The organism is Streptomyces sp. NBC_00009 (assembly GCF_045040855.1).
GTDB lineage: Bacteria > Actinomycetota > Actinomycetes > Streptomycetales > Streptomycetaceae > Streptomyces > Streptomyces aureus.
Genome location: NZ_CP108312.1, coordinates 7,758,008 through 7,778,519, shown reverse-complemented (window position 1 = coordinate 7,778,519; position 20,512 = coordinate 7,758,008). Strand labels below are relative to the sequence as shown.

Sequence of the window (20,512 nt, the reverse complement as noted above, 5' to 3'; positions counted from 1 at the left end):
GACGGACTCACGGTCGTGCCGGGCGGTCGGGGGTCCGGTGTGCCGTTGGTGCTCCCGCCGTGTCACGCCCACGACGCGTAGCCGCCGTCCACGCGGATCGCGTTGATGCCGCTGATGTGCCGCGCCCCGCAGCGGTCCTGGGGCAGGACGAGCTGGGCTCCGGCCCGGTCGAGGGGCGTGTCGTCGATGGTGACGGCGAGCAGGACGGGGGCCGCCCGAAGTCCGGGTCGATCTCCGCCCAGGACAGCAGGGCGTGATGGCCGTCCGCTCCGGTCACCGCGATCAGGAACCGCAGCCGGTCCTTGCGGCGGACGGGGTCGAAGCCGGGCCCGGCGTCATGCAGGACGTCGTGCAGCAGCGGGCCCGCGAAGCTGTGCTCCTGGACGCCGCTGGTGGCGCACTCGAAGCTGACCCGGGCCGTGTGCTGGGGCCAGTCGAGCAGATCGGGCACCGTCAGCCGGGCCGGGCGCGCGACATCGCCGGTCAGGGCGAGCTCTGCCACCGGATCGGCGGCCGTAAGGGATTGACGCACGGACTACCACCTCCCGAATGACCGTACCCGGCCCGCGGCCGCAGCACTCTCATACAAACGCACATGCCTACCCCCGTCCGCACATGATCCAGCTCATGCGATGCAACAAGAGACTTCCCCCTAGCATCTGCGGCAGTATGATCCGTGCATGCGCACCTACCGGATCGGGGAGGCGGCCGCCTTGATGGGCGTCAGCGCCGACACCCTTCGGCGCTGGGTCGACGGCGGGAGGCTGCATGCCGAGCGTGACGAGCTGGGCCGCCGGATCATCCCCGGGGCGGACCTGGCGTCCTTCGCCCGACAGCTGCACCGCACCGAGCGGACGAACAACGGATCCTCGGCGCGCAACCGCCTTTCCGGCATCGTCACCGAGGTGATCCTCGGGGACGTGTCGGCGCAGGTGGAGATCCAGGCCGGGCCCTTCCGGGTCGTGTCCATGGTCAGCCGGGAGTCGGCCGAGGAGATGGAGCTGGAACCCGGTGTGCCTGCCGTCGCCGTGATCAAATCGACCAACGTGGTCGTCGAACGTCCTTGAAGTGTCCGCCGGACGCTTCGCGGAGAATCAGCCCGATTCTTCTCAAGAGAGCCCTAGGGAGTAACCCCGTGATGACCCGTTACGCGCGCCGGACCCGCCGGACCGTGCAGGTGACCGGCGTAGGCGTCGCCGCGCTGCTGGCGCTGAGCGCCTGCTCCTCCGGCTCGGACTCGTCGTCCAAGAAGGGCTCCTCCTCGGCGTCCAAGGACTCCGCCAAGAAGGTCACGGGCACGGTGACCGTCTTCGCGGCGGCCTCGCTCAAGGAGAGCTTCACGACCCTGGGCAAGGACTTCGAGAAGGCCCACCCAGGTACGAAGGTGACGTTCAGCTTCGGCGGCAGTGACACCCTCGCCGCGAGCATCACCGGTGGCGCGCCGGCCGACGTGTTCGCCGCCGCCAGCCCCAAGACGATGGCGATCGTGACGGACAAGAAGGACGGGAAGGGCACAGCCACCGCCCCGTCGACGTTCGTGCGCAACCAGCTGGAGATCGCGACCCTGCCGGGCAACCCCGACAAGGTCGCCTCCCTCAAGGACCTCACCGAGTCCGGCCTCAAGGTCGTGCTCTGCGACAAGACGGTGCCGTGTGGCGCCGCCGCGCAGAAGGCGCTGGACGCCGGCAAGCTGAAGCTCACCCCGGTCTCGTACGAGCAGGACGTCAAGAGCGCCCTGACGAAGGTGGAGTTGAAGGAGGCCGATGCCGCCGTCGTCTACAAGACCGACGTGGAGGCCGCGGGCAGCAAGGTGGAGGGCGTCGGGTTCCCCGAGTCCGCGAACGCCATCAACGACTACCCGATCGCTCTCCTGAAGGACGCGCCCAACGCAGAGGCGGCGAAGGAGTTCATCGCGCTCGTGCAGTCCCCCGAGGGCCAGAAGGTCCTGACGGCGGCAGGGTTCCTCAAGCCGTGACCGAGCTCGACAAGTCCGGCGCCGCGGCCGAGGTCCTCACGGGTGGCGACACCCGTGGGGCCGGGCCGCGGCGTCGGCGTGCCCGGCCGCACGCCCGGGGCCGCGGGGTGCCTCTGCCGCTTCTGGTGCCCGCCCTCGTCGGCCTCGCGTTCCTGCTGCTGCCCCTGGTCGCCCTGCTCGTACGGGCCCCTTGGCGCAGCCTGCCGGAGCAGCTGACCAGTCCGGAGGTCTGGCAGGCCCTCCAGCTGTCGCTGATCTGCGCGACGGCGGCCACGGCGGTGAGCCTGGTCCTGGGGGTGCCGCTGGCCTGGCTGCTCGCGCGCACGGAATTCCCCGGGCGCGGCTTCGTCCGGGCACTGGTGACGCTGCCGCTCGTACTGCCACCGGTGGTGGGCGGTGTGGCCCTGCTGCTGGCCCTCGGACGCAACGGCGTCGTCGGGCAGTTGCTGGACTCGTGGTTCGGGATCACGCTGCCGTTCACCACGGCGGGGGTCGTGGTCGCGGAGTCGTTCGTGGCGATGCCGTTCCTCGTCATCAGCGTGGAGGGCACGCTGCGGGCCGCCGATCCGCGGTTCGAGGAGGCCGCCACGACGCTGGGCGCCTCCCGCTTCACGGCGTTCCGCAGGGTGACACTGCCGCTGATCATGCCGGGTATCGCCGCGGGTGCCGTGCTTGCCTGGGCGCGCGCGCTCGGCGAGTTCGGCGCGACCATCACGTTCGCGGGCAACTTCCCCGGCCGTACGCAGACCATGCCGCTGGCCGTGTACCTGGCGCTCCAGAACGACCCGGCCGCCGCGATCGCCCTCAGCCTGGTGCTGCTCGCCGTGTCGATCGCGGTCCTCGCGGGGCTGCGGGACCGCTGGATGACGGCGTCATGACCGGCCCCGCCCTCCCCCACACGGTCCTCGCCGGACCGTCCGACCACCGGATGACCGCCTCATGACGCACATCGACCACGTCACCGGTGGCGTCCCTGCCGACGACGTCCGCGCCGACGGCCTGGACGCCCACCTCGTCGTCGACCGCGGCACCTTCCGCCTCGACGTCGCGCTGCGTGCCGCCCCCGGCGACGTGGTCGCGCTGCTCGGTCCGAACGGCGCCGGCAAGACCACAGCCCTGCGCGCCCTGGCCGGGCTCACGCCTCTGACGGGCGGTCATCTGCACCTGGACGGCGCTGCGTTGGACCGCATAGCGCCCGAGTCCCGGCCGGTCGGCGTGGTCTTCCAGGACTACCTCCTCTTCCCGCACCTGAGCGCCCTGGACAACGTCGCCTTCGGCCCGCGCTGCCACGGCGTGTCCAAGGCCGAGGCGCGTGAACAGGCCGCGAAGTGGCTGGACCGCATGGGCCTCGCCGACCACCACGGCGCCAAGCCGCGCCGGCTGTCCGGCGGCCAGGCGCAGCGCGTCGCCGTGGCCCGCGCCCTGGCCACGCATCCCCGGCTGCTGCTCCTCGACGAGCCGCTCGCCGCACTCGACGCGCGCACCCGTCTCGACGTACGCGCCCAACTCCGGCGCCACCTGGCTGACTTCGAGGCCGTCGCCGTACTGGTCACACACGACCCGCTGGACGCGATGGTGCTCGCCGACCGGCTCGTCGTCATCGAGCACGGCCGCGTCGTCCAGGAGGGCGCCCCGGCCGACATCGCCCGTCATCCGCGTACGGACTACATCGCCCAGCTGGTCGGCCTCAACCTCTACAAGGGGCAGGCCGACGGGCACGTGGTGCGGGTCGGCTCCGGGCCGGACATCGCGACCAGCGAGGAGCTGTCGGGACCCGCCTTCGTGGCGTTCCCGCCGATCGCCGTGACCCTGTACCGGGACCGGCCCACCGGCACCAGCGCCCGGAATCTGTGGCGGTGTCAGGTCGCCGGTCTCGAGACGCACGGGGATCAGATCCGCGCGGACCTCACGGGTGAACTCGCGCTCGCCGCCGACCTCACGACGGTCGCCGCCGCGGAGCTGAACCTGCACCCGGGCGCGCCGGTCTGGGCCACGGTCAAGGCGACGCAGACGCACGCGTACCCCGCCTGACGCCGCACCCCCGAGCGCCCCTGTCAAAGTGGGCGCCTCGGACCTGCCATGCACTCACGTCCCCTCGCCTTGCAGATGCGACGGGCCTCACCCGCAGCCGCACCCAACCCGACTACGGTGATGCCTACGCAGGCGCAAAGCCTGACATTCCATACTTTTTCTGTGAGGCGTTCCGCATGAGCCTGAGCATCCGCAATCAGCTTCCCGGCAGCGTTACTGGCATCACCGCGGGTGAGGCCATGGCGACGGTCAAGGTCCGCCTCGACGGCGGCCAGGACATCACCGCGGCGATCACCCTGGATGCCGTCAAGGACCTCGGCCTCACCGAGGGATCCGCCGTACGCGCCCTGGTCAAGTCCACGGAGGTCTCCCTCACCACCGGCACGGTCGAGGGGCTGTCCATCCGCAACCAGCTCGCCGGAACGGTCGACGACATCGCCACGGGCGGCGCCATGGCCTCCGTCAAGGTCAGCGTCCCGGGCGGCGAACTGACGTCCGCCATCACCAAGGACGCCGTCACCGACCTGGGCCTGGCCCCCGGTACCTCCGTCGTGGCCCTGATCAAGTCGACCGAGGTCTCGCTCGCGACCGCGTGACGGTCGGGCGTCGATCGGTACCTGACCGAGGAAGCGTGGCCAGCAGAGGGGGCGCCGCCCGGACGACCGTCACATATTGATCATGTGTCCGGCCAGCCCGTGCACCGCCTCCTTCACCGCCTCGCCGAGCGTCGGGTGGGCGTGCACGTTGCGGGCCACCTCGTGGACGGTCAGGTCCCACTGCTGAGCCAGCGTCAACTCCGGGAGCAGTTCGGTGACTTCGGGGCCGATGAGGTGGGCGCCGAGCAGTTCGCCGTACCGGTTGTCGCTGATGACCTTGACGAAGCCCGTCGGCTCACCGAGGCCGTGGGCCTTTCCGTTCGCGGAGAACGGGAACTTCGCCACCTTCACGTCGAAGCCGAGCTCGCGGGCCTGCGCCTCGGTCCACCCGAAGCTGGCGATCTGCGGCTGGCAGTAGGTGGCGCGCGGGATCATCGTGAAGTCGACCTCCATGGTCTCCGCGCCGCCGATCGTCTCGGCGGCGATCACGGCCATGGCCTCCGCCGCGTGCGCCAGCATCAGCTTCGCGGTGACGTCGCCGATCGCGTACAGGTGGGGCACGTTGGTGCGGCCGCGGCCGTCGACGTCGATCGCGCCGCGCTCGGTGAGCCGTACGCCGGTGTTCTCGAGCCCGTATCCGGTGGTGCGAGGCGCGAAGCCGATCGCCTGGAGGACCTTGTCGGCCTCGATCACGCGCTGCTGCCCGTCCTTGGAGACGGTGACGCGCACCTTGGCCGCGGGATCGCTGTCGTCGATGGATTCCACCCGCGTCCCGGTGTGCACCTCGATGCCCAACTTCCGGTACTGGCGGGAGAGTTCCTTGGACACGTCGGCGTCCTCGGTCGGCACCATGCGGTCCAGGAACTCGACGACGGTCACCTTGACACCGTAGTTGTGCAGGACGTACGCGAACTCGACGCCGATCGCTCCGGCGCCGGCGATGACGATGGACTCGGGGAGCGTCTCGGAGAGGATCTGCTCCTCGTAGGTGACCACGCGGTCGCTGAGGGCGGTGCCCGGTAGGAGGCGGGTGGTGGCGCCGGTCGCGATGATGCAGTTCCCGAAGGTGACGGTCTCAGTGCCACCGGCCGTGAGGTCGATCCGGAGTGTGTGGTCGTCGGTGAACGTGCCGCGGCCGTCGTACTCGGTGATGCCGTTCTTCTTCATCAGGTAGTGCACGCCGGCGACCCGGCCGTCGGCGACCTTGCGGCTGCGCCGGTAGGCCTCGCCGTAGTCGAAGCTGACCTGTCCGTCGACGTGGATGCCGAAGGTCGAGGCCTGCTGCGTGAAGATGTGCGCGAGTTCGGCGTTGCGCAGGAGCGCCTTGGACGGGATACAGCCCACGTTCAGGCAGACACCGCCCCAGTACTTCCCCTCGACGACCGCGGTACGAAGGCCCAGCTGGGTGGCGCGCACGGCCGCGGTGTAGCCACCGGGCCCGGCACCCAGGACGACGACGTCGTAGTGCGTGGTACTCATGGAGCGTTCCTGCCGTTTCGGTGAGACTCGAGTCTGGCGCTGGCGTGCACGACGGTACGTCCGCACGCCCGGTCCGCGAGGATACGCAACGCCAGCGCCTCCCGGGTCTCCGAGCCGTCACGCCCCCGGGCGAAGCTCAGCCCCGGCACGGGCTGCGCTTCATCTACTCCACCTCGATGCCGAAGTCCTGAACGAGCTGCTCCAGGCCCCCCGCGTAGCCCTTGCCGCCCAGGACGAAGTCCCAGTCCCCGTTCGGTCTGCGGCGGAAGGAACCGAGCACCAAGGCGGTTTCGCCCGGGCGGCCGTCGGAGACCTCAAGCCGTCCCAGGTCGGCCAGCCTCGGGTCGAGCAGGCGGATGCAGGCGTCCGTGAAGCCGGAGAGGTCGGCGTCCGGATTCACCTCCGGGTCGATCGCGGCGACGAGCACGAACCGGTCGGCCTCATCCGGCAACTCGTCGAAGGAGACGCAGATGGCGGCCTTGTCCGGTGCGGTCGGGGGCAGAACGCGTACGGAGCCGTCCGCTGTGTGCGGGTTGTTGTAGAAGACGAAGTGATCGTCACTGAGGATGCTGCTGCCACGGCAGACGAGAGCACACACATCCAGGGCGACGCCTCCGGTCCACGACATGCCCAGGATGTTGTAGTCGTCGGGCAGTCGAAAGTCCACAACCGTCGGAGTCGGCTGCGCTGCCGGGCGGCGGGCACCATCGCCCAGGCGCCCTCGTAGCCCGTGCCGATGCAACAGGTCGACGAGTTCGGTGCCGGAGATCAGTTCCAGCGGCTTGCCGTTGGCGAAGGTGTGCGAGCCCGGGCCGAACCCTGATGTCGTCACGAGGACGCCCTTGTTGGCGCCGGCGTCCTGCACGGTTCCGTACAAGTCGCGGACGGCGGTGGGCGGCACCGTGTTGCGGTAGCGCTTCACCTGCACGACGATTTTGCCGCCCCGGATCGGTGTCGGATCCAGAGCGTCGACGTCCACCCCTCCGTCGTTCGAACGTTGAGTGGTGACCGCCTGCATACCCATGGCCCGGAAGAGCTCGGCAACGAGATCCTCGAAGGCGATCGGATCCATGTCGTACAGGTCGGGTTCCTCGTCACTGCCATGCATGACGACGCGGTTTCCGACCTCCTGCGGCCGGCGACCGGGCCGTACCGGCGTGAGCTGATCGGGGCGGGCGGAGAGTTGCCCACGTAATGCGTCGGACAGGCAGCTGCCGGCGTCCACCTGGGCCAGGTACAGGTCGCGGAACGCTGCGCCCGACGTCATGACGGTTGCCAGGTAGATGTGGCCCGGTCGGCCCGTCGTGGGGTCGTGCCCGTCCACGAACCCGTTCAAGGTCACCGCCTCGAGCGCGCCCATCTCGTCCGCGGCGAAGAGTTCGTGCAGGACGAGCAGCATGCACTGCGCGAGAACTTCCCGGTACAGAGCCCGACGTTGGCCTACTGGGCGGGCCGTCTCCTTGTCCTGGTCCAACCCGGACATGTACCGAACGGACTTGACCTCGGGGACGACGGTGTAGGCGGGCAGCTCCCAGTCCAGCACCAACTGGCGAGCCGCCGAGTCGTACGCGGCTGCCACCTGACGCGGGAAACCCTCCGGCCATGCGGTCGAGGCGTAAAGAGCGGCGGAGAAGTACTCGACCACGGAGTCGGGTTCGCGGCGCCTGACTGCATCGGTCAGTTCTTCGATGCCTGCGTTGTGCCGGCGCACATCGGCCAGTTGGGCATCGGCCCACTGCTGGTACTCCCGCTGGTACGACGCCAGCTGTTGCTGCCGTTGAGCCTCCGCCGCCTGGGCCGACTGCCAGTCCCTCTCGAAATGCGCCCGAGCCTCGGCCTGCGCCTGGGCCCGCCGAGTGGCAGTCCACCCGCTCTGTGTTCGGTAGTGATTGAAGTCCGGCATGGGCACGGGCTGCGCCAAGGGGCCTGGAGCGAAGGGCTGGACATCCTCAGGGCGCATGAGAGAGGGAGTCCTGAAAGGCGGAGCCTGACAACCCGAGGCGAGAAGGCCCTGCAGCGACGTGACTTGAGCGTCCAGTTCCTCAGTGCGGCGCAGGGCCTCCGCCTGCCGGTACTCGCGGTGGTTCTGGATCGCTCGCCGTTGATAGGCACGTGCTTGTTGCGCTTCCTGCCTCTGTCGTCTGGCTTCGGCCTCCATCTGGCGCTGCTGTTGCCGCTGCATTTCGGCCCAGACGCCGACCGAGCCACTGGAGCGTCGACTCATGTGTTGCAGGCCCTCCCCAAGGCGCTCCGGTTGTCCCCACAACCAGTTGTAAAGGGACGACTGTATCGAGCGATACCCATTTCGCATATCCACTCGTCAAGGCCGACCGCAGCGGGGCTCCACCGGTCAGGTGCCGGTCGGGCAAGCACGTGAGTCGGACTGCAACTGATCGTCGGCATATGCTGTGGCCGCCCGGAGGAGGGGCCATTCACGTGAGTGCACAGCTTTGCCCCTTGTGCGGGTCTGAACCGATTGCCCATCAGCAGCCGGCGTGCGGCTGCGCGACGTCCGCACCGGCGGCGTCGGCGAACCCGGTGTTCGGGCAGGTGGCCCCGCCCGGTCAGTCCGCCGGGACGGTGGCCCAGGAGGATCTGCGGCTCTTCGAGGGGCCGGTCGGCGACGGGCCGGCCGTCGAGGGCGTGCCGGTCCGGGCTTCGGAGCATGTCGTCGCCGCCGGTCGTGGTCGTCGGCCACCGGCGCGCCTCCAGCGCCAGTGGGTGATCGTCGGGACCGCGGTGTTGGGTGTCGGGGCGGCCGCCGTCATCGCCGTGGCCAGTGGCGCCTTCAGCTCCGGGAGCGCCCCGAGCCAGACGGTGTCGGCGGCGGACGATTCCGCCATGCCCGCGCCGTCCGGATCCGTCTTGTCGCGGTCGGCGGCCTCTTCTCCCGAGAACGGCGGCGCGCACGCGACCCGCTCCCTCAGCCCGTCGTCGTCGGCGGCCTCCGGAACGGCGTCGGCCTCGGCGACCGCACCCGCGTCCGCCTCGGCGAAATCCTCCGCCGCGACGCCTTCCGCGCCCGCACCCACGGCGTCTTCCGCCGCCCGCCCGGTGTCCGGCGCCCGAGTCCTGTCCACGGGCAGCCACGGCGGTCAGGTCAAAGACCTCCAACGACGGCTGACCCAACTCAACTTGTACACGGGGCCGGTCGACGGCAGTTACTCGACCGATGTCGCGGACGCGGTCCACCGCTATCAGGTGGCCCGCGGCATCGACGAGGACGCCGGTGTGTACGGTCCCGAGACGCGGGCCGCGCTGGAGTCGGAGACCCGGCGCGGCTGAGAGCATGGCCAGCCATCGTCGTCCCTTACCACGTGAGGAAGTTGACCCGTCATGTCATTCGTGCCCGCCGATCCGACCGTGCTTCACCCGATGCCGGGGCAGTCGCGGGTCGTGCTGCTCAAGCCACTGGTGACGTCGCCGTTGATCGAGGTCGGTGAGTTCTCGTACTACGACGATCCGGACGACCCGACCGCTTTCGAGACGCGCAACGTGCTGTACCACTACGGGCCGGAGAAGCTGGTCATCGGGAAGTTCTGCGCGCTCGGTGAGGGCGTGCGGTTCATCATGAACGGCGCCAACCACCGTATGGACGGCCCGTCGACGTTCCCCTTCCCCATCATGGGCGGTTCGTGGGCGGACCACTTCGACCTCATCAGCGGGCTGCCCGGCAGGGGCGACACGGTGGTCGGGAACGACGTGTGGTTCGGCTACCGCACCACGGTGATGCCCGGCGTGCGCATCGGACACGGGGCGATCATCGCCTCGGGTTCCGTGGTCGTCGACGACGTGCCCGACTACGGGATCGTCGGCGGCAACCCGGCCAAGCTCATCCGCCGCCGCTACTCCGACGAGGACGTCGAGCGCCTGCTCACCCTCGCGTGGTGGGACTGGCCCACCGAGCACCTCACCGAGCACGTGCGCACCGTCATGTCCGGCTCCGTGGACGCGCTGGAGGCCGCGGCCCCGAAGCTGCGGTGACCGGGGCGGCGGGCATCGCTTCCAGCACCTCCCGTGTGTGCGCGCCCAGTTCGGGTGCCGACGTGCGGAAGGTGTCCAGGCCGGACCCGAAGCGGACCGGGAAGCGCGCCTGCGGCGCCGGACCGGAGGCCTGGGAGAACAGGTTTCTCGCCGTCAGATGCGGGTCGTCGAGGAGCTGTTGGGCCGCGGTGAACACGGGTGCCCATGGCGCGCCGATCCCGGTCAGCGTGCGCTCCCACCACGCGTAGTCGTGGGCGGCGAACACCGCGGTCAGCAGGTCGTGGACCTTCTCCTTGGCGGCCGTACGGGCGGGCCGACGGTCGTACGCGTCCGTGTCCAGGCCGGGGAACTCCGTACCCAGCGCGGTGCGGAGCTCCCGCCAGAACTTGTCCTCGAACGTGGCGAGCGAGAGCAGCCGTCCGTCGGCCGTGCGGAAGACGTCGTTGTCGCCCTGCACGAGCCCACTCTTCAGCGGATCCCCGGCATCGGCCAGGGGCAGCGCGAACAGGGCGCACCAGCCGGCGATCGATTCGGTGAGGGAGACGTCGATGTGCTGCCCCTGTCCCGTGGCGGCCGCGCCCGCGATTGCCACGGTCAGTGCGAACGCCGCGTGCATCGCGCCCGCCATGTCACCCACCCGCACGCCCGGCCGGGTGATCTCCCCGTCGATGCGCCCGGGGACGGTGAAGAACCCGGACAGGCCGAGGAAGTTCAGTTCGTGGCCGGGCCTGTTCGCGTACGGTCCCGTCTGGCCGTATCCGCTGAGGGAGCACAGGACGATGCGCGGGTTCGCCTCGCGCAGGACGGGATAGGAGAGGCCGAGCCGGTCGAGGACGCCGGGGCGGAAGCTCTCCACCACCGCGTCGGCGGTGCCGACGAGGCGCAGGAACTCGGCCCGGTGCGTGTCGTCGCGGAGGTCGAGGGTGACGGAGCGCTTGTTGCGGTTGAGAGCCTCGAACAGTGCGGGGGCCGAACGCGCGGGATCCCCGCCGTCGGGCTCCTCGATCTTGATGACATCCGCGCCCACGTCGGCGAGCATCGAGGTGGCGTACGGCCCCGGCAGCAGCCGCGACAGGTCGAGCACGCGCTTGCCGGTCAACAAGGACCAGTCCGGCGGTCCACCGTGCGCATCGCTGACGGGCTCGGCCTGCTCGGCCGTTTCCGGGTCCTGTTTTTCAACTGCCATGATTTTGCAGCTCCTTGGTGGAGGGTTGGGGAATGTGACGCGCCGGCGTCGGGTCACAGGCCCGTCGCCAGCGGAAGGACGAGAAGGGCCGGGGGCAGTACCAGCGCCGCGGCGACGGACCAGGCCATCAGCCGCCGGAAGACGCGCGGCGTGTCCGCCTCCTCGGTGTTGGCCAGAATCAGGCCGCCGCCCAGGTGGAGGGGGCTGATCGCCACGGCGCCGATCGTGGCGCACACGGCGATAAGCAGCACGGTGAACTGCGACCGGTCCGCGTGCGGCAGCACCGCGGCGGCCAGCGGGACGACTACGCCGAGCACGGCGACCGTGGAGGACTCGACCGTCGCGAAGAGCGCCGCAAGGTAGGAGACGGCGAGGACTGCCAGGAGGGTGCTGTCGATGCCTCCGAGGTGTCCCGAGAGTGCCTTGAGCGTGCCCGTCCGCTCCAGCACGCCGACATACACCATGATGCCGCTGGTCAACAGAACGACGGACCAGGGGAGTTCGGCGACCACACGCCGCGTGTCGGGCCGGAAGACCAGCTGGAGGATGAGGCCGGTCAGGAACGCCACGAAACTCACGGACACCCCGAATCCCAGTACCGCGATCACGAACACGCCCAGGCCGATCAGCGACCCGGTCTCGTACGGGGTGGCCGGCGCGGCGCCTCGCAGGACCGGCACCTCGCCCTCTTGCGCGGCGGCCCTGCGCACCCGGGAGTCACGCACCAGCCGCACGCCGCCCAGGGCGAAGAAGGCGATCAGCGCCAGGACCAGATTGAGTGCCGCGAGCCCGGCGAACAGCATCGCGGGCGAGTAGGCGGCATCGAGCTTCCCGGCGAGTTCCTTGACGAGCGCGCCCCACGGCGACAGCGGCGAGAACCCTCCGACACCGGCTCCGCCGCACGCCACGACGGCCATGAGGACGGGGTCGATCCCCCTGATACGGGCGATGCGCATCGCCATCGGGAGCACGACGGCGACCGTCGCGCTGGGCAGCGTCCCGATGGCGCTCAGAGCCGCCGCGACCAGGAACATGCTCCAGGGCAGGAACCAGTCGCGTCCTCGGGACAGACCGAACATGAGATGGACGAGGCGGTCGATGGCCCCGCTGCGCTGGGCGTGGCCGAACATGTACATCACGCCGAGGATCAGGACGACGAGGTCTGCGGGGAACCCTGCGAGCACTTCCTCCTTGGGGATGCCGGCGATCGCCGACATCACGAACGCCGCGGGCAGCACGACGAGACCCACGTTGACGTCGCGCCACATCGCGAGGCCGAACGCGGAGACGAGCAGGACGATGGACAACACCTCTGGCACGGACATGCGGGCTCTTCCCGTGGGCAGCTCTTCAATACCGGACAAGTTGTTCAGTATCTTGCGATGAGACCAGCAATGTAGGTCAAGGTGCCGTCGCCACTCAAGAGGGAGGGGCAGGGAAGAGCAGAGGAGAAGCGCCGCCTCCGGGGCAGCAGTCGGCCCCGCCACCTCGGGAGGTGGCGGGGCCGACGAGGGTCTCCGCGCGGGGGTGCGCCGTGCGGCGCCGGGGTCACTCGGGCACGTCGAAACCGCTCGCCCAGTAACGGCCGCGCAGTGCGAGGTCGAGCAGCATCCGCACGACCTCCTCGGCGGGCGCGGGGGGCGTCTCGCTCTCGGCCCACCACCGCAGCACGGCGACCTGCTCCCCGACCCAGACGCGGGCGAGCAGTTCCGAATCGATGCGCGGCTTCACGTCGTTGCGTTCGGCGCGGGCGCGGAACTCCTGCGCGGTGTTCGCGGCGCACACGTCCGTGAACATCCGGAGCGGCTTTCCGTCTCCCTCCCCTCGCAGCACGATCCGGTACAGGTCACGCTCGTCGCGCGCGTGGCGGAGCATCTCCAGGAGGGGCTTCCCCGTGAAGCCCACCGCGCTCCCAGCGACAGACGGGGCGAGGCGCCGGCCGAGTTCGTCGAGGAGGTCGGCGGTCACCCGCGCGAACAGGGCGTCCTTGTCCTTGAAGTGGCTGTAGAAGGTGGCGCGGGCGACGTCGGCGCGCTCCGTGATGTCCTCCACGCTCAGCGCGCTGAAGCCGCGCTCCAGGACGAGTTCCACCAACGCGTCCGCCAGGGCGCGCCGCGTGCGCCTGGTCCTTCTGTCCTCAGCCATCGCTGCCTTCCACGTCTTCCGCCGTCGTCGGACTCACCGTCTCCGGGCCCGCCTTCACGTCGGCCCCAGTCTAGGAGAGCCTTGACAGCCAATGCGTTAATGAACAGGCTGTCTGCTATTGAACAGACTGATCACAACGATCAGAGTGTCAATCTTCCGGCTCTGGAGTACGTCGATGAACCTCGGCACCTATCTCTCCCGCAGCGCCCGCTACTGGCCCGACACCACGGCCCTCGTCTGCGGCGAACGCACCTGGACCTACTCGCGACTCGACAGCGAGACCAACCGTCTGGCATCCGCCCTCATCTCGCGGGGCCTGCGCCCCGGTGACGCGGTCGCCTCGCTCGCCTGGAACAGGGGCGAGCTCGTGGAGGTCGAATTCGCCCTCTACAAGGCCGGGTTGACCAGGGCGCCCATCAACGCCCGGCTCGGCCGGGGCGAGATCGAGCACATCCTGCGGTACGCGCCCGTACGCGTCCTGGTCTTCGACGCCGCGCACCGCGAGGACGCGCTGGCGGCGATCGCGGCGGCGGGCACGGGCTGCGTACCGGTCCTCCTGGACGACACCTCACCCGAAACGGATACCGCCACCAACACCTCGGTGACCGTCCGGTACCGCGACCTGCTCGCCGAGGGCAGCACCGAACCGGTCACCGTCGACGTGTCCGAGGACGACGCGTGCGTCCTCAACTTCACGTCCGGGTCGACCGGAGCGCTCAAGGCGGCCGTCCAGAGCGTCGGCAACCGCCTGGCCAACATGCGCAAGCAGCTGATGAGCGACGAGTCACGACCGGGGCCCACCACTCGCTACCTCGCGTGCGGTCCCATCACCCACGCCACCGGCATGGGGCTGCTCGCGGGTGTGTTCGGGGGTTCGACGACTTACATTCTTCCCGCTTGGAACGCCGAGGCCTTCCTGGACAGCGTGGAGAAGGAGCGCATCACCGCCACGTTCCTCGTGCCCGCGATGCTGAACATGGTGCTCGCCCACCCCGGCGCCGCCGAGCACGACCTCTCCTGCCTGACCAGCGTCCGAGTCGGCGGCGCGCCGGTGTCACCTCAGCGGCTGCGGGATGCCGTCGCGCTCTTCGGCCCGGTGGTCGCGCAGGGCTACGGTCTCGGCGAGACGACGAGCGTGGTCGCCGGGCTGAGCAGCGCGGAGACGGCCCGCGCCGTGGCCGACGACCCCGAACTCCTGCAGTCGTGCGGGCGGGCCATGTACGACACGGAGATCCGGATCGTGGACGACGCGGGCCGCGAGCTCGGGCCGCGTGAGGTGGGCGAGGTCATCGTGCGCGGACCCGACTGCGTCCGCGCGTACTGGAACGAGCCCGAGCTGTCCGCCGAGACCTTCCGCGACGGCTGGGTGCACACCGGCGACCTGGCGTGGATGCGCGAGGACGGCTATCTGTTCCTCGTCGACCGCAAGAAAGACATGATCATTTCAGGCGGGTTCAACATCTACTGCAGCGAAGTCGAAGCCGCGCTCTACGAGCATCCCGCCATTCAGGAGGCCTGTGTCGTGGGCGTGCCGGACGAGAAGTGGGGCGAGGGGGTCAAGGCCGTCGTCGTCACGCGCCCCGGTCATTCCCTCAGCGCGGAGGAGGTCACCGCGTTCTGCGCACAGCGCCTGGACCGCCTCAAGAAGCCACGCTCCGTGGACTTTGTCGCCGAACTCCCCCACAACCGCAACGGCAAGCTCGACCGCAAGGCAGTGCGCGAGCCGTTCTGGGCCGGCACAGCCCGCCGCGTGAACTGACCCAGAACGCCAGACCCCAGAACCAGAACCAGAAGTCGGAACTCGGAACGAGGACCCCCGCACATGACGTTCTCCCTGCGCCCCACCTACGACGAACCGCGCCTCGCGGCCCTCGTCGACGCGCTCCGCGACTACCTGGACGGCGAACTCGCCGACTACGAACGCGACCGCGGCATCACCCACACAACTCGGCTGACCCGAACCGACCTGGAACCCGTCTGGAGGCGCAGCCGCGAACTTGGCTTCTACGGGATCCACCTGCCCGAGGAGTTCGGCGGTCAGGCCCTCTCATACACCCAACTCGCCGCGCTCAAGGAGGAGATAGGCGCCAGTGGCCGCGCTCTCGGCCACTGCGTGCTCGGTGACATGGGCGGTCCGCTGCGTGCCGGTGACATCCTGCGGCACGCCACGGACCACCAACTCCACAAGTATCTGCTGCCGTTGGTCCGGGGCGAGCGCGCCTGCTGCTTCTCGCTCACCGAGGCCGACGCGGGTTCCGACGTACGCTCCATGCGCACCACTGCCGTACGGGATGGCGACGGCTACCGGCTCACCGGGCACAAGGTGTTCAGCTCGGCCGGCCCCTTCGCCGATTTCGCGATCGTGGTGGCCCGCATGGCGGACACCGGCGGGGACGCGGACCCGAAGCCGTCGTTCTCCGCGTTCCTCGTCGACCTGGACAGCCCGGGATGCCGAGTCCTGGACGGTGCCACTCCGATGTCCGGCGAGCACATCGAGAGCGACATCCTCCTGGAGGACTGCCACGTGCCCGCCGCCAACCTCCTGGGCGAGGAGGGCGAGGGCATGCGCATCGCACTGGGCCGTGTCACCACCAACCGGCTCCTGCACTGCCCGAGCGTGCTCGGCGCCACCCGACGCGCACTCGACCTCACCCTCGACCGCACCCGGCACCGCAAGGTCGCGGGCGGACAGCCGCTGCTGGCACTCCAGTCCATCCAGCACAAAGTCGCCGACATGGCGACGGAGTTCTACGCCGCACGCTCCATGACGTACGCCGCCCTGGCTGCCCTGGACACCGGGGCCGATGTGCGGACCGAGGCGTTCATGTGCAAGCTCTTCGTCGCGGAGTCCGCCTTCCGGATCCTCGACCAGGCCGTGCAGATCCACGGCAAGGAGGGCCTCACGCAGGGCAACGAGGTGGAGTACCTCTTCCGCAAGGTCCGTATGTTCCGGGTCCTGACCGGCACCTCCGAGATCCAGAAGAACGGCATCGCCAAGGGCCTGGCGTTCCTCACCTGACCGGGCGCCCGCAGGACCGGACGACCCCACAGGCCCTCACGGCCGTGGGGTCGTTCGCGTGCGCCTGGCACGGTCCGCGCGGAGGGATGCGGGTACCGGTACCCGGAAATGCCTCGGTCCCCGCCGTCGTGGCAGGGACCGAGAAGGTCGGGGCACGGGCCGAGCGGGGACCGTCAGCGGGTCGCGCTGCCGGCCTCCGCCAGAGTGCCCGCCCGTCGCCCGGCGCCGCGGCGCACCAGTAGCTGTGCGCCCGCCGCCAGGACGCTAACTCCGAGCCCCAGGCCCCAGATGGTCAGATACGCGGTGAGCGCCGGGGTGTCCGTCGTCCCGACGACCAGCGTGCCGAGGACCGCCGCGAACACCGCCCCGGCGACGCTGCCGCCGAGTGTCTTGAGGTTGTTGTAGACAGCGGCGGCGCTCGCCGTGCGGTCGGAGGCGCTGCCCTCCACCACGACCGACGGCAGACCGCCGAGGGCTAGCCCCATGCCGACGCCCACCGCCCCGTACGCCACCGCGAACAGCGGCAGCGCGGAGTGGGCGGCCATCAGCCCGGCGTTGCCGACCGCGATCAGGGCGAACGCACCGAGGAGCGTGCGCGCGTACCCGATTCGGGCAGCGATCCCCGCGCACAGCACCGACCCCAAGAAGGCCATGACGTGCGGGATCGCGCCCCAGACGCTGATCTGCCAGGTGGCAAGGCCGAATCCGTAGCCCGCGTCGCCCGGCGACGCCGCGAGGAAGCTGACGGCCACCCCCTGTCCTCCCATCATCACTGCGCCGAGTACGAACCCGGAGGCGTAGTAGGGAGCCGCCCGGCGACGGGCCACCGCCCGGAGGTCCACCAAGGCGTGCGGGCGGGACAGTTGGACGCGGGCCCACCACCACAGCAGAGCGCAGGACAGCGCCACGGCGGCAAGGGTGCGCGGGGAGAGCCACCCCCAGGCCGTGCCGCGCGAGATCGTGCCGAGCAGCGTCACCAGGGCGATCGCGAGGAGTACGGCACCCGCCCAGTCCATGCGGCCGGTCGCCCGGGTGGCCGACTCGGGGATGGCGATGAAGGACACGACAAGGCACCCGACGGCCAGGGCCGCGAGGACGCCGAGCGTGGGACGCAGTCCGCCGACGGCCGAGAGGAGCGGCCCCACCAGCACATGGCCGAGGAGTGACCCGAGGGTGAGCGAGCCGACCAGGAGCCCGACGGCGCGGCGGCCGCCTTCCACGTCGAGACGGTCGCGCACCAGACCGATCTCCAGCGGCAGCAGCGCGGCCAACGGGCCCATGAGTGCCCGGCCGAGCAGCAGGACCGGCAGGTTCGGCGCGAGGGCGACCAGGACGGTACCCACGGCGACACAGCCGAGCGCCACGCGGACAAGGCGCCGGTGGCCGTAGAGGTCACCGAGGCGGCCGAAGGCGGGGACGCTGACGGCAGCCGCGAGGAACTGGACCGTCGTGAACCACTGGGCCTGGGCAGTGCTGAGGTGCTGCCACTTCTCGACCTCCGGGATCAGCGGCGGCGCGGCGCCCTGCAGCAGTCCGCTGACCAGCTCGAAGGCGACGAGCAGACCTACCACGGCGGTGACCTTGGCCGGAAGAGGAGGTGAGGTCGTTCGCGCCGTGGAGCAGCCGTCGGGCTTCCCCGGCGCCGTCATGTCGCCGTGCCCGCGGCGAGACGCCGCTCGGCCAGCTCGGTGAGAAGTGCGGCCTGGCGGTACAGGACCCGGTCGTCGAAGACGGCGTGCGGTGAGTGGTTCATCGGAGCCTCCTCCAGGTCCACGCCCTCGGGGGCCGCGCCGACGAGGAGCATCGCGCCGGGGGTGCGCCGGAGGACGAACGCGAAGTCCTCCGAGCCGTTCGCGGGGTGCGGGGCCTGCCATGCCTGGTCGGCGCCGAACAGGTCGCGGGCCGTGTCGAGGGCGAAGGCGGTCTCGCCGGCTTCGTTGACGGTGACCGGATAGGCCACGTCGTAGTGGACCTCGGCCTCGATGCCGTGCGCGTCCGCGATGCCGCGGACCAGCCGGGGCAGGCCCTCGATGAGGCGCTCGTGGTTGCCCTCCGAGTAACTGCGCACCGTGGCCTCGAACTCGGCCGTCTCCGGGATGACGTTCTGCTTCGTACCGGCGTGGAAGCTGCCCACGGTGACGACGACCGGGTCGAAGATGTCGAAGCGGCGGGTCACCCAGTTCTGCAGGGCGGTGACGATCTCGCAGGCCACGGGTACGGGGTCCTTGGCGCTGTGCGGGGTCGCGCCGTGCCCGCCCTTGCCGCGCACCGTCACCCGGAGCACGTCGGAGGCGGAGGTGATGGTGCCGGGGCGGGTGGCGATCATGCCGCCGGGGACCCGGTTGGCGGCGACGTGCAGCGCGTAGGCCGCGTCGAGGGGCTTGCCCGCCGCGTCGAGTACGCCCTCCTCGATCATCGCGCCGGCGCCGTTGTGGCCCTCTTCGCCGGGCTGGAACATGAACACCACGTCGCCGCGCAGGTGTTCACGGCGTTCGGCGAGAAGCGTGGCCGCGCCGACGAGCCCGGCCGTGTGCAGGTCGTGACCGCAGGCGTGCATGGCGCCCGGGGTCCGCGACGCGTAGTCCACCCCCGTCTTCTCGGTGACGGGGAGGGCGTCCATGTCGCCGCGGAGCAGCACGGCGCCGCCGGGCTGACCGCCGCGCAGGACCGCCGTCACGGAGCTGAGGTTCTTGCCGAGGGTGATGTCCAGCGGGAGGCCGTCGAGGGCCGCGAGCACCTTCTCCTGGGTGCGGGGCAGCTGGAGTCCGAGCTCGGGTTCACGGTGCAGGGAACGCCGCAGCCCGGCCAGTTCAGGCTGGAGTTCCTTGGCGCGTTCCGTGGTCGTCATGCTGGATGAACCTCCTGGTACGGTGCCGGCGATAACGAGGCCAGACTGATGCCATGAGGCATTTCGGGGCCGGAACTCCCAGGAAAGACGCAGAGGCAGCGTGATGACGCAGGATTACGTGCATGCGCTGGACCACGTGGATCAGGCCCTGGTGCACGCGCTCCAGATCGCGCCGCGGGCCGGCTGGGCCCGCATCGGCGCCGCCCTCGGCATGGACGCGGTGACGGTCGCCCGGCGCTGGAACCGGCTCACCGACTCGGGTGCGGCCTGGATCAGCTGCCACCCCGCACCGGCCTTGGCGGCGTCGGGCCAGGGCTGCCTGGCCTTCGTCGAGGTCGACTGCGCCAACGGCAGTCTGCTGTCGGTAGCCCGCGAGTTGGCTGAGGAGCGGCATGTGTCCGCCGTCTCACATGTCAGCGGCGATCGCGATCTGCTCCTGACCGTCATGGCGCCGGACCCGGTCGCGCTCACACGCTGGGTGACCCACCGCCTCGGCACGATGGACGGCATCGTCACCACCCGCACCCAGCTGGCGAGCACCGTCTACGCGGAGGGGAGCCGGTGGCGGCTGCGTGCGCTCGGCGGGGACCAGATCTCCCGTCTCGCGGCGGAGGGGGCGCCGGGTCCCGACGCGCCCACGTTCCCGCTCACCGCCCTCGACCACCGCCTCATCGCCGCGCTGTCGGTCGACGGCCGCGCCACGTATCGCTCGATCGCTGATGCCTGCGAGGTCAGTGCCGACACCGTCCGCCGCCGGATGGGCCGTCTCTTCGCGGCGGGCATGGTGCAGACGCGCTGCGAGGTGGCGCGCCCGCTGTCGGAGTGGCCGGTGTCGGTGGTTCTTTGGGGCCAGGTCGCGCCCGCGGACCTCCGGGCCGTCTCCGCACAGGTCTCCGGCATGCGTGAGGTGCGTCTGTGCGCCGCGGTGATCGCCCGTCACAATCTCAAACTCGTCGCCTGGGTCCGCTCGCTCGACGACGCCCAGCGGTTCGAGGTGCGGCTCGCCGAGCGCGTGCCGGGTCTGATCGTCGCCGACCGGGCGGTGGCCCTGTGGCCGATGAAGCTGAACGGCCATCTGCTCGACGAGCGTGGTTACCACGCGGGGGCGGTACCGCTCGACATCAGCGGGCTGCCGCACGCGTGAGGGCCTGCCCGCTTCCCGCGGCCGGCATCGACGCTCGAACGCGCCGCCGAGCCGCTCCCGTCACTTGGTACATGCCAACTCCTTGACGCCACGGTGGCCACTCCT

18 protein-coding genes and 1 pseudogene are annotated in these 20,512 nt (G+C 70.3%); 10 read left to right on the top strand and 9 right to left on the bottom strand.

What is annotated here, in order from left to right; translation table 11 throughout:
- Positions 1-62: 62 nt before the first annotated feature.
- Positions 63-532: pseudogene (locus OHA58_RS35250) on the bottom strand (molybdopterin-dependent oxidoreductase).
- Positions 533-680: 148 nt separating this feature from the next.
- On the opposite strand from OHA58_RS35250, the gene OHA58_RS35245 reads away from it, so the two are divergent.
- From OHA58_RS35245 to OHA58_RS35225, 5 genes are all read left to right on the top strand, one after another.
- The gene (locus OHA58_RS35245) at positions 681-1,067 is read left to right on the top strand and encodes a molybdopterin-binding protein (RefSeq protein WP_405483766.1); all 387 of its coding nucleotides are present in this window, start codon (positions 681-683) and stop codon (positions 1,065-1,067) included.
- A 71-nt stretch (positions 1,068-1,138) separates the two neighbouring features.
- Positions 1,139-1,975 carry a molybdate ABC transporter substrate-binding protein gene (gene modA, locus OHA58_RS35240; RefSeq protein WP_405483765.1) on the top strand — a complete coding sequence of 279 codons (837 nt, stop codon included), beginning with the start codon at positions 1,139-1,141 and terminating at the stop codon, positions 1,973-1,975.
- Entirely contained in the window at positions 1,972-2,853 is an 882-nt protein-coding gene (gene modB, locus OHA58_RS35235; RefSeq protein ID WP_405483764.1) for a molybdate ABC transporter permease subunit, read from the top strand. The genes modA and modB overlap by 4 nt, the downstream gene beginning before the upstream one ends.
- 61 nt (positions 2,854-2,914) lie before the next feature.
- Positions 2,915-4,006, top strand: coding sequence for an ABC transporter ATP-binding protein (locus OHA58_RS35230; RefSeq protein ID WP_405483763.1), 1,092 nt, complete (start codon positions 2,915-2,917; stop codon positions 4,004-4,006).
- A gap of 176 nt (positions 4,007-4,182) precedes the next feature.
- Positions 4,183-4,602, top strand: a complete 420-nt coding sequence (locus tag OHA58_RS35225) for a molybdopterin-binding protein (RefSeq protein WP_405483762.1) — start codon at positions 4,183-4,185, stop codon at positions 4,600-4,602.
- 69 nt (positions 4,603-4,671) lie between these two features.
- On the opposite strand, the gene lpdA is transcribed toward OHA58_RS35225, so the two are convergent.
- The 3 genes from lpdA to OHA58_RS35210 form a co-directional block, all read right to left on the bottom strand.
- A complete protein-coding gene (lpdA, locus tag OHA58_RS35220) occupies positions 4,672-6,081 on the bottom strand; it encodes a dihydrolipoyl dehydrogenase (protein ID WP_405483761.1) in 1,410 nt (469 codons plus the stop codon).
- A 163-nt stretch (positions 6,082-6,244) separates the two neighbouring features.
- Positions 6,245-8,305: a restriction endonuclease gene (locus OHA58_RS35215; protein ID WP_405485337.1), complete on the bottom strand. Its 2,061-nt coding sequence runs from the start codon at positions 8,303-8,305 to the stop codon at positions 6,245-6,247.
- Between the two features lie 340 nt (positions 8,306-8,645).
- A complete protein-coding gene (locus tag OHA58_RS35210; RefSeq protein WP_405485440.1) occupies positions 8,646-9,161 on the bottom strand; it encodes a hypothetical protein in 516 nt (171 codons plus the stop codon).
- Between OHA58_RS35210 and OHA58_RS35205 the strand changes: the two genes are divergently transcribed.
- A complete protein-coding gene (locus OHA58_RS35205) occupies positions 9,136-9,366 on the top strand; it encodes a peptidoglycan-binding protein (protein ID WP_405483760.1) in 231 nt (76 codons plus the stop codon). The genes OHA58_RS35210 and OHA58_RS35205 overlap by 26 nt on opposite strands.
- 51 nt (positions 9,367-9,417) lie before the next feature.
- On the top strand, positions 9,418-10,065 hold the full coding sequence (locus OHA58_RS35200) for a CatB-related O-acetyltransferase (RefSeq protein WP_405483759.1): 648 nt from the start codon (positions 9,418-9,420) through the stop codon (positions 10,063-10,065).
- On the opposite strand, the gene OHA58_RS35195 is transcribed toward OHA58_RS35200, so the two are convergent.
- The 3 genes from OHA58_RS35195 to OHA58_RS35185 all read right to left on the bottom strand — a co-directional run bounded on the left by OHA58_RS35195 (position 10,013) and on the right by OHA58_RS35185 (position 13,396).
- A complete protein-coding gene (locus OHA58_RS35195; protein ID WP_405483758.1) occupies positions 10,013-11,251 on the bottom strand; it encodes a CaiB/BaiF CoA transferase family protein in 1,239 nt (412 codons plus the stop codon). The genes OHA58_RS35200 and OHA58_RS35195 overlap by 53 nt on opposite strands.
- 53 nt (positions 11,252-11,304) lie before the next feature.
- On the bottom strand, positions 11,305-12,576 hold the full coding sequence (locus OHA58_RS35190) for an SLC13 family permease (protein WP_405483757.1): 1,272 nt from the start codon (positions 12,574-12,576) through the stop codon (positions 11,305-11,307).
- Positions 12,577-12,799: 223 nt separating this feature from the next.
- A complete protein-coding gene (locus OHA58_RS35185; protein ID WP_405483756.1) occupies positions 12,800-13,396 on the bottom strand; it encodes a TetR/AcrR family transcriptional regulator in 597 nt (198 codons plus the stop codon).
- A gap of 175 nt (positions 13,397-13,571) precedes the next feature.
- Between OHA58_RS35185 and OHA58_RS35180 the strand changes: the two genes are divergently transcribed.
- Positions 13,572-15,155 (top strand): class I adenylate-forming enzyme family protein, encoded by a 1,584-nt coding sequence (locus OHA58_RS35180; RefSeq protein ID WP_405483755.1) that lies wholly within the window; start codon positions 13,572-13,574, stop codon positions 15,153-15,155.
- A gap of 63 nt (positions 15,156-15,218) precedes the next feature.
- Positions 15,219-16,415: an acyl-CoA dehydrogenase family protein gene (locus tag OHA58_RS35175; RefSeq protein WP_405483754.1), complete on the top strand. Its 1,197-nt coding sequence runs from the start codon at positions 15,219-15,221 to the stop codon at positions 16,413-16,415.
- 173 nt (positions 16,416-16,588) lie between these two features.
- Here the strand turns inward: OHA58_RS35175 and OHA58_RS35170 are convergent, their stop codons facing one another.
- Positions 16,589-17,986, bottom strand: coding sequence for an MFS transporter (locus tag OHA58_RS35170; RefSeq protein WP_405483753.1), 1,398 nt, complete (start codon positions 17,984-17,986; stop codon positions 16,589-16,591).
- A 74-nt stretch (positions 17,987-18,060) separates the two neighbouring features.
- Positions 18,061-19,263: a M20 family metallopeptidase gene (locus tag OHA58_RS35165; RefSeq protein ID WP_405483752.1), complete on the bottom strand. Its 1,203-nt coding sequence runs from the start codon at positions 19,261-19,263 to the stop codon at positions 18,061-18,063.
- Between the two features lie 103 nt (positions 19,264-19,366).
- Between OHA58_RS35165 and OHA58_RS35160 the strand changes: the two genes are divergently transcribed.
- Positions 19,367-20,407 carry an Lrp/AsnC family transcriptional regulator gene (locus tag OHA58_RS35160; RefSeq protein ID WP_405483751.1) on the top strand — a complete coding sequence of 347 codons (1,041 nt, stop codon included), beginning with the start codon at positions 19,367-19,369 and terminating at the stop codon, positions 20,405-20,407.
- The last annotated feature ends 105 nt before the right edge of the window (positions 20,408-20,512 follow it).

What these genes read in the sequence shown, in the direction of transcription:
- OHA58_RS35245 (WP_405483766.1), top strand. Translation starts at nt 681, where the DNA reads ATGCGCACCTACCGGATCGGGGAGGCGGCCGCCTTGATGGGCGTCAGC.
- modA (WP_405483765.1), top strand. Translation starts at nt 1,139, where the DNA reads ATGACCCGTTACGCGCGCCGGACCCGCCGGACCGTGCAGGTGACCGGC.
- OHA58_RS35230 (WP_405483763.1), top strand. Translation starts at nt 2,915, where the DNA reads ATGACGCACATCGACCACGTCACCGGTGGCGTCCCTGCCGACGACGTC.
- OHA58_RS35225 (WP_405483762.1), top strand. Translation starts at nt 4,183, where the DNA reads ATGAGCCTGAGCATCCGCAATCAGCTTCCCGGCAGCGTTACTGGCATC.
- lpdA (WP_405483761.1), bottom strand. Translation starts at nt 6,081, where the DNA reads ATGAGTACCACGCACTACGACGTCGTCGTCCTGGGTGCCGGGCCCGGT.
- OHA58_RS35215 (WP_405485337.1), bottom strand. Translation starts at nt 8,305, where the DNA reads ATGAGTCGACGCTCCAGTGGCTCGGTCGGCGTCTGGGCCGAAATGCAG.
- OHA58_RS35200 (WP_405483759.1), top strand. Translation starts at nt 9,418, where the DNA reads ATGTCATTCGTGCCCGCCGATCCGACCGTGCTTCACCCGATGCCGGGG.
- OHA58_RS35195 (WP_405483758.1), bottom strand. Translation starts at nt 11,251, where the DNA reads ATGGCAGTTGAAAAACAGGACCCGGAAACGGCCGAGCAGGCCGAGCCC.
- OHA58_RS35190 (WP_405483757.1), bottom strand. Translation starts at nt 12,576, where the DNA reads ATGTCCGTGCCAGAGGTGTTGTCCATCGTCCTGCTCGTCTCCGCGTTC.
- OHA58_RS35185 (WP_405483756.1), bottom strand. Translation starts at nt 13,396, where the DNA reads ATGGCTGAGGACAGAAGGACCAGGCGCACGCGGCGCGCCCTGGCGGAC.
- OHA58_RS35180 (WP_405483755.1), top strand. Translation starts at nt 13,572, where the DNA reads ATGAACCTCGGCACCTATCTCTCCCGCAGCGCCCGCTACTGGCCCGAC.
- OHA58_RS35175 (WP_405483754.1), top strand. Translation starts at nt 15,219, where the DNA reads ATGACGTTCTCCCTGCGCCCCACCTACGACGAACCGCGCCTCGCGGCC.
- OHA58_RS35165 (WP_405483752.1), bottom strand. Translation starts at nt 19,263, where the DNA reads ATGACGACCACGGAACGCGCCAAGGAACTCCAGCCTGAACTGGCCGGG.
- OHA58_RS35160 (WP_405483751.1), top strand. Translation starts at nt 19,367, where the DNA reads ATGACGCAGGATTACGTGCATGCGCTGGACCACGTGGATCAGGCCCTG.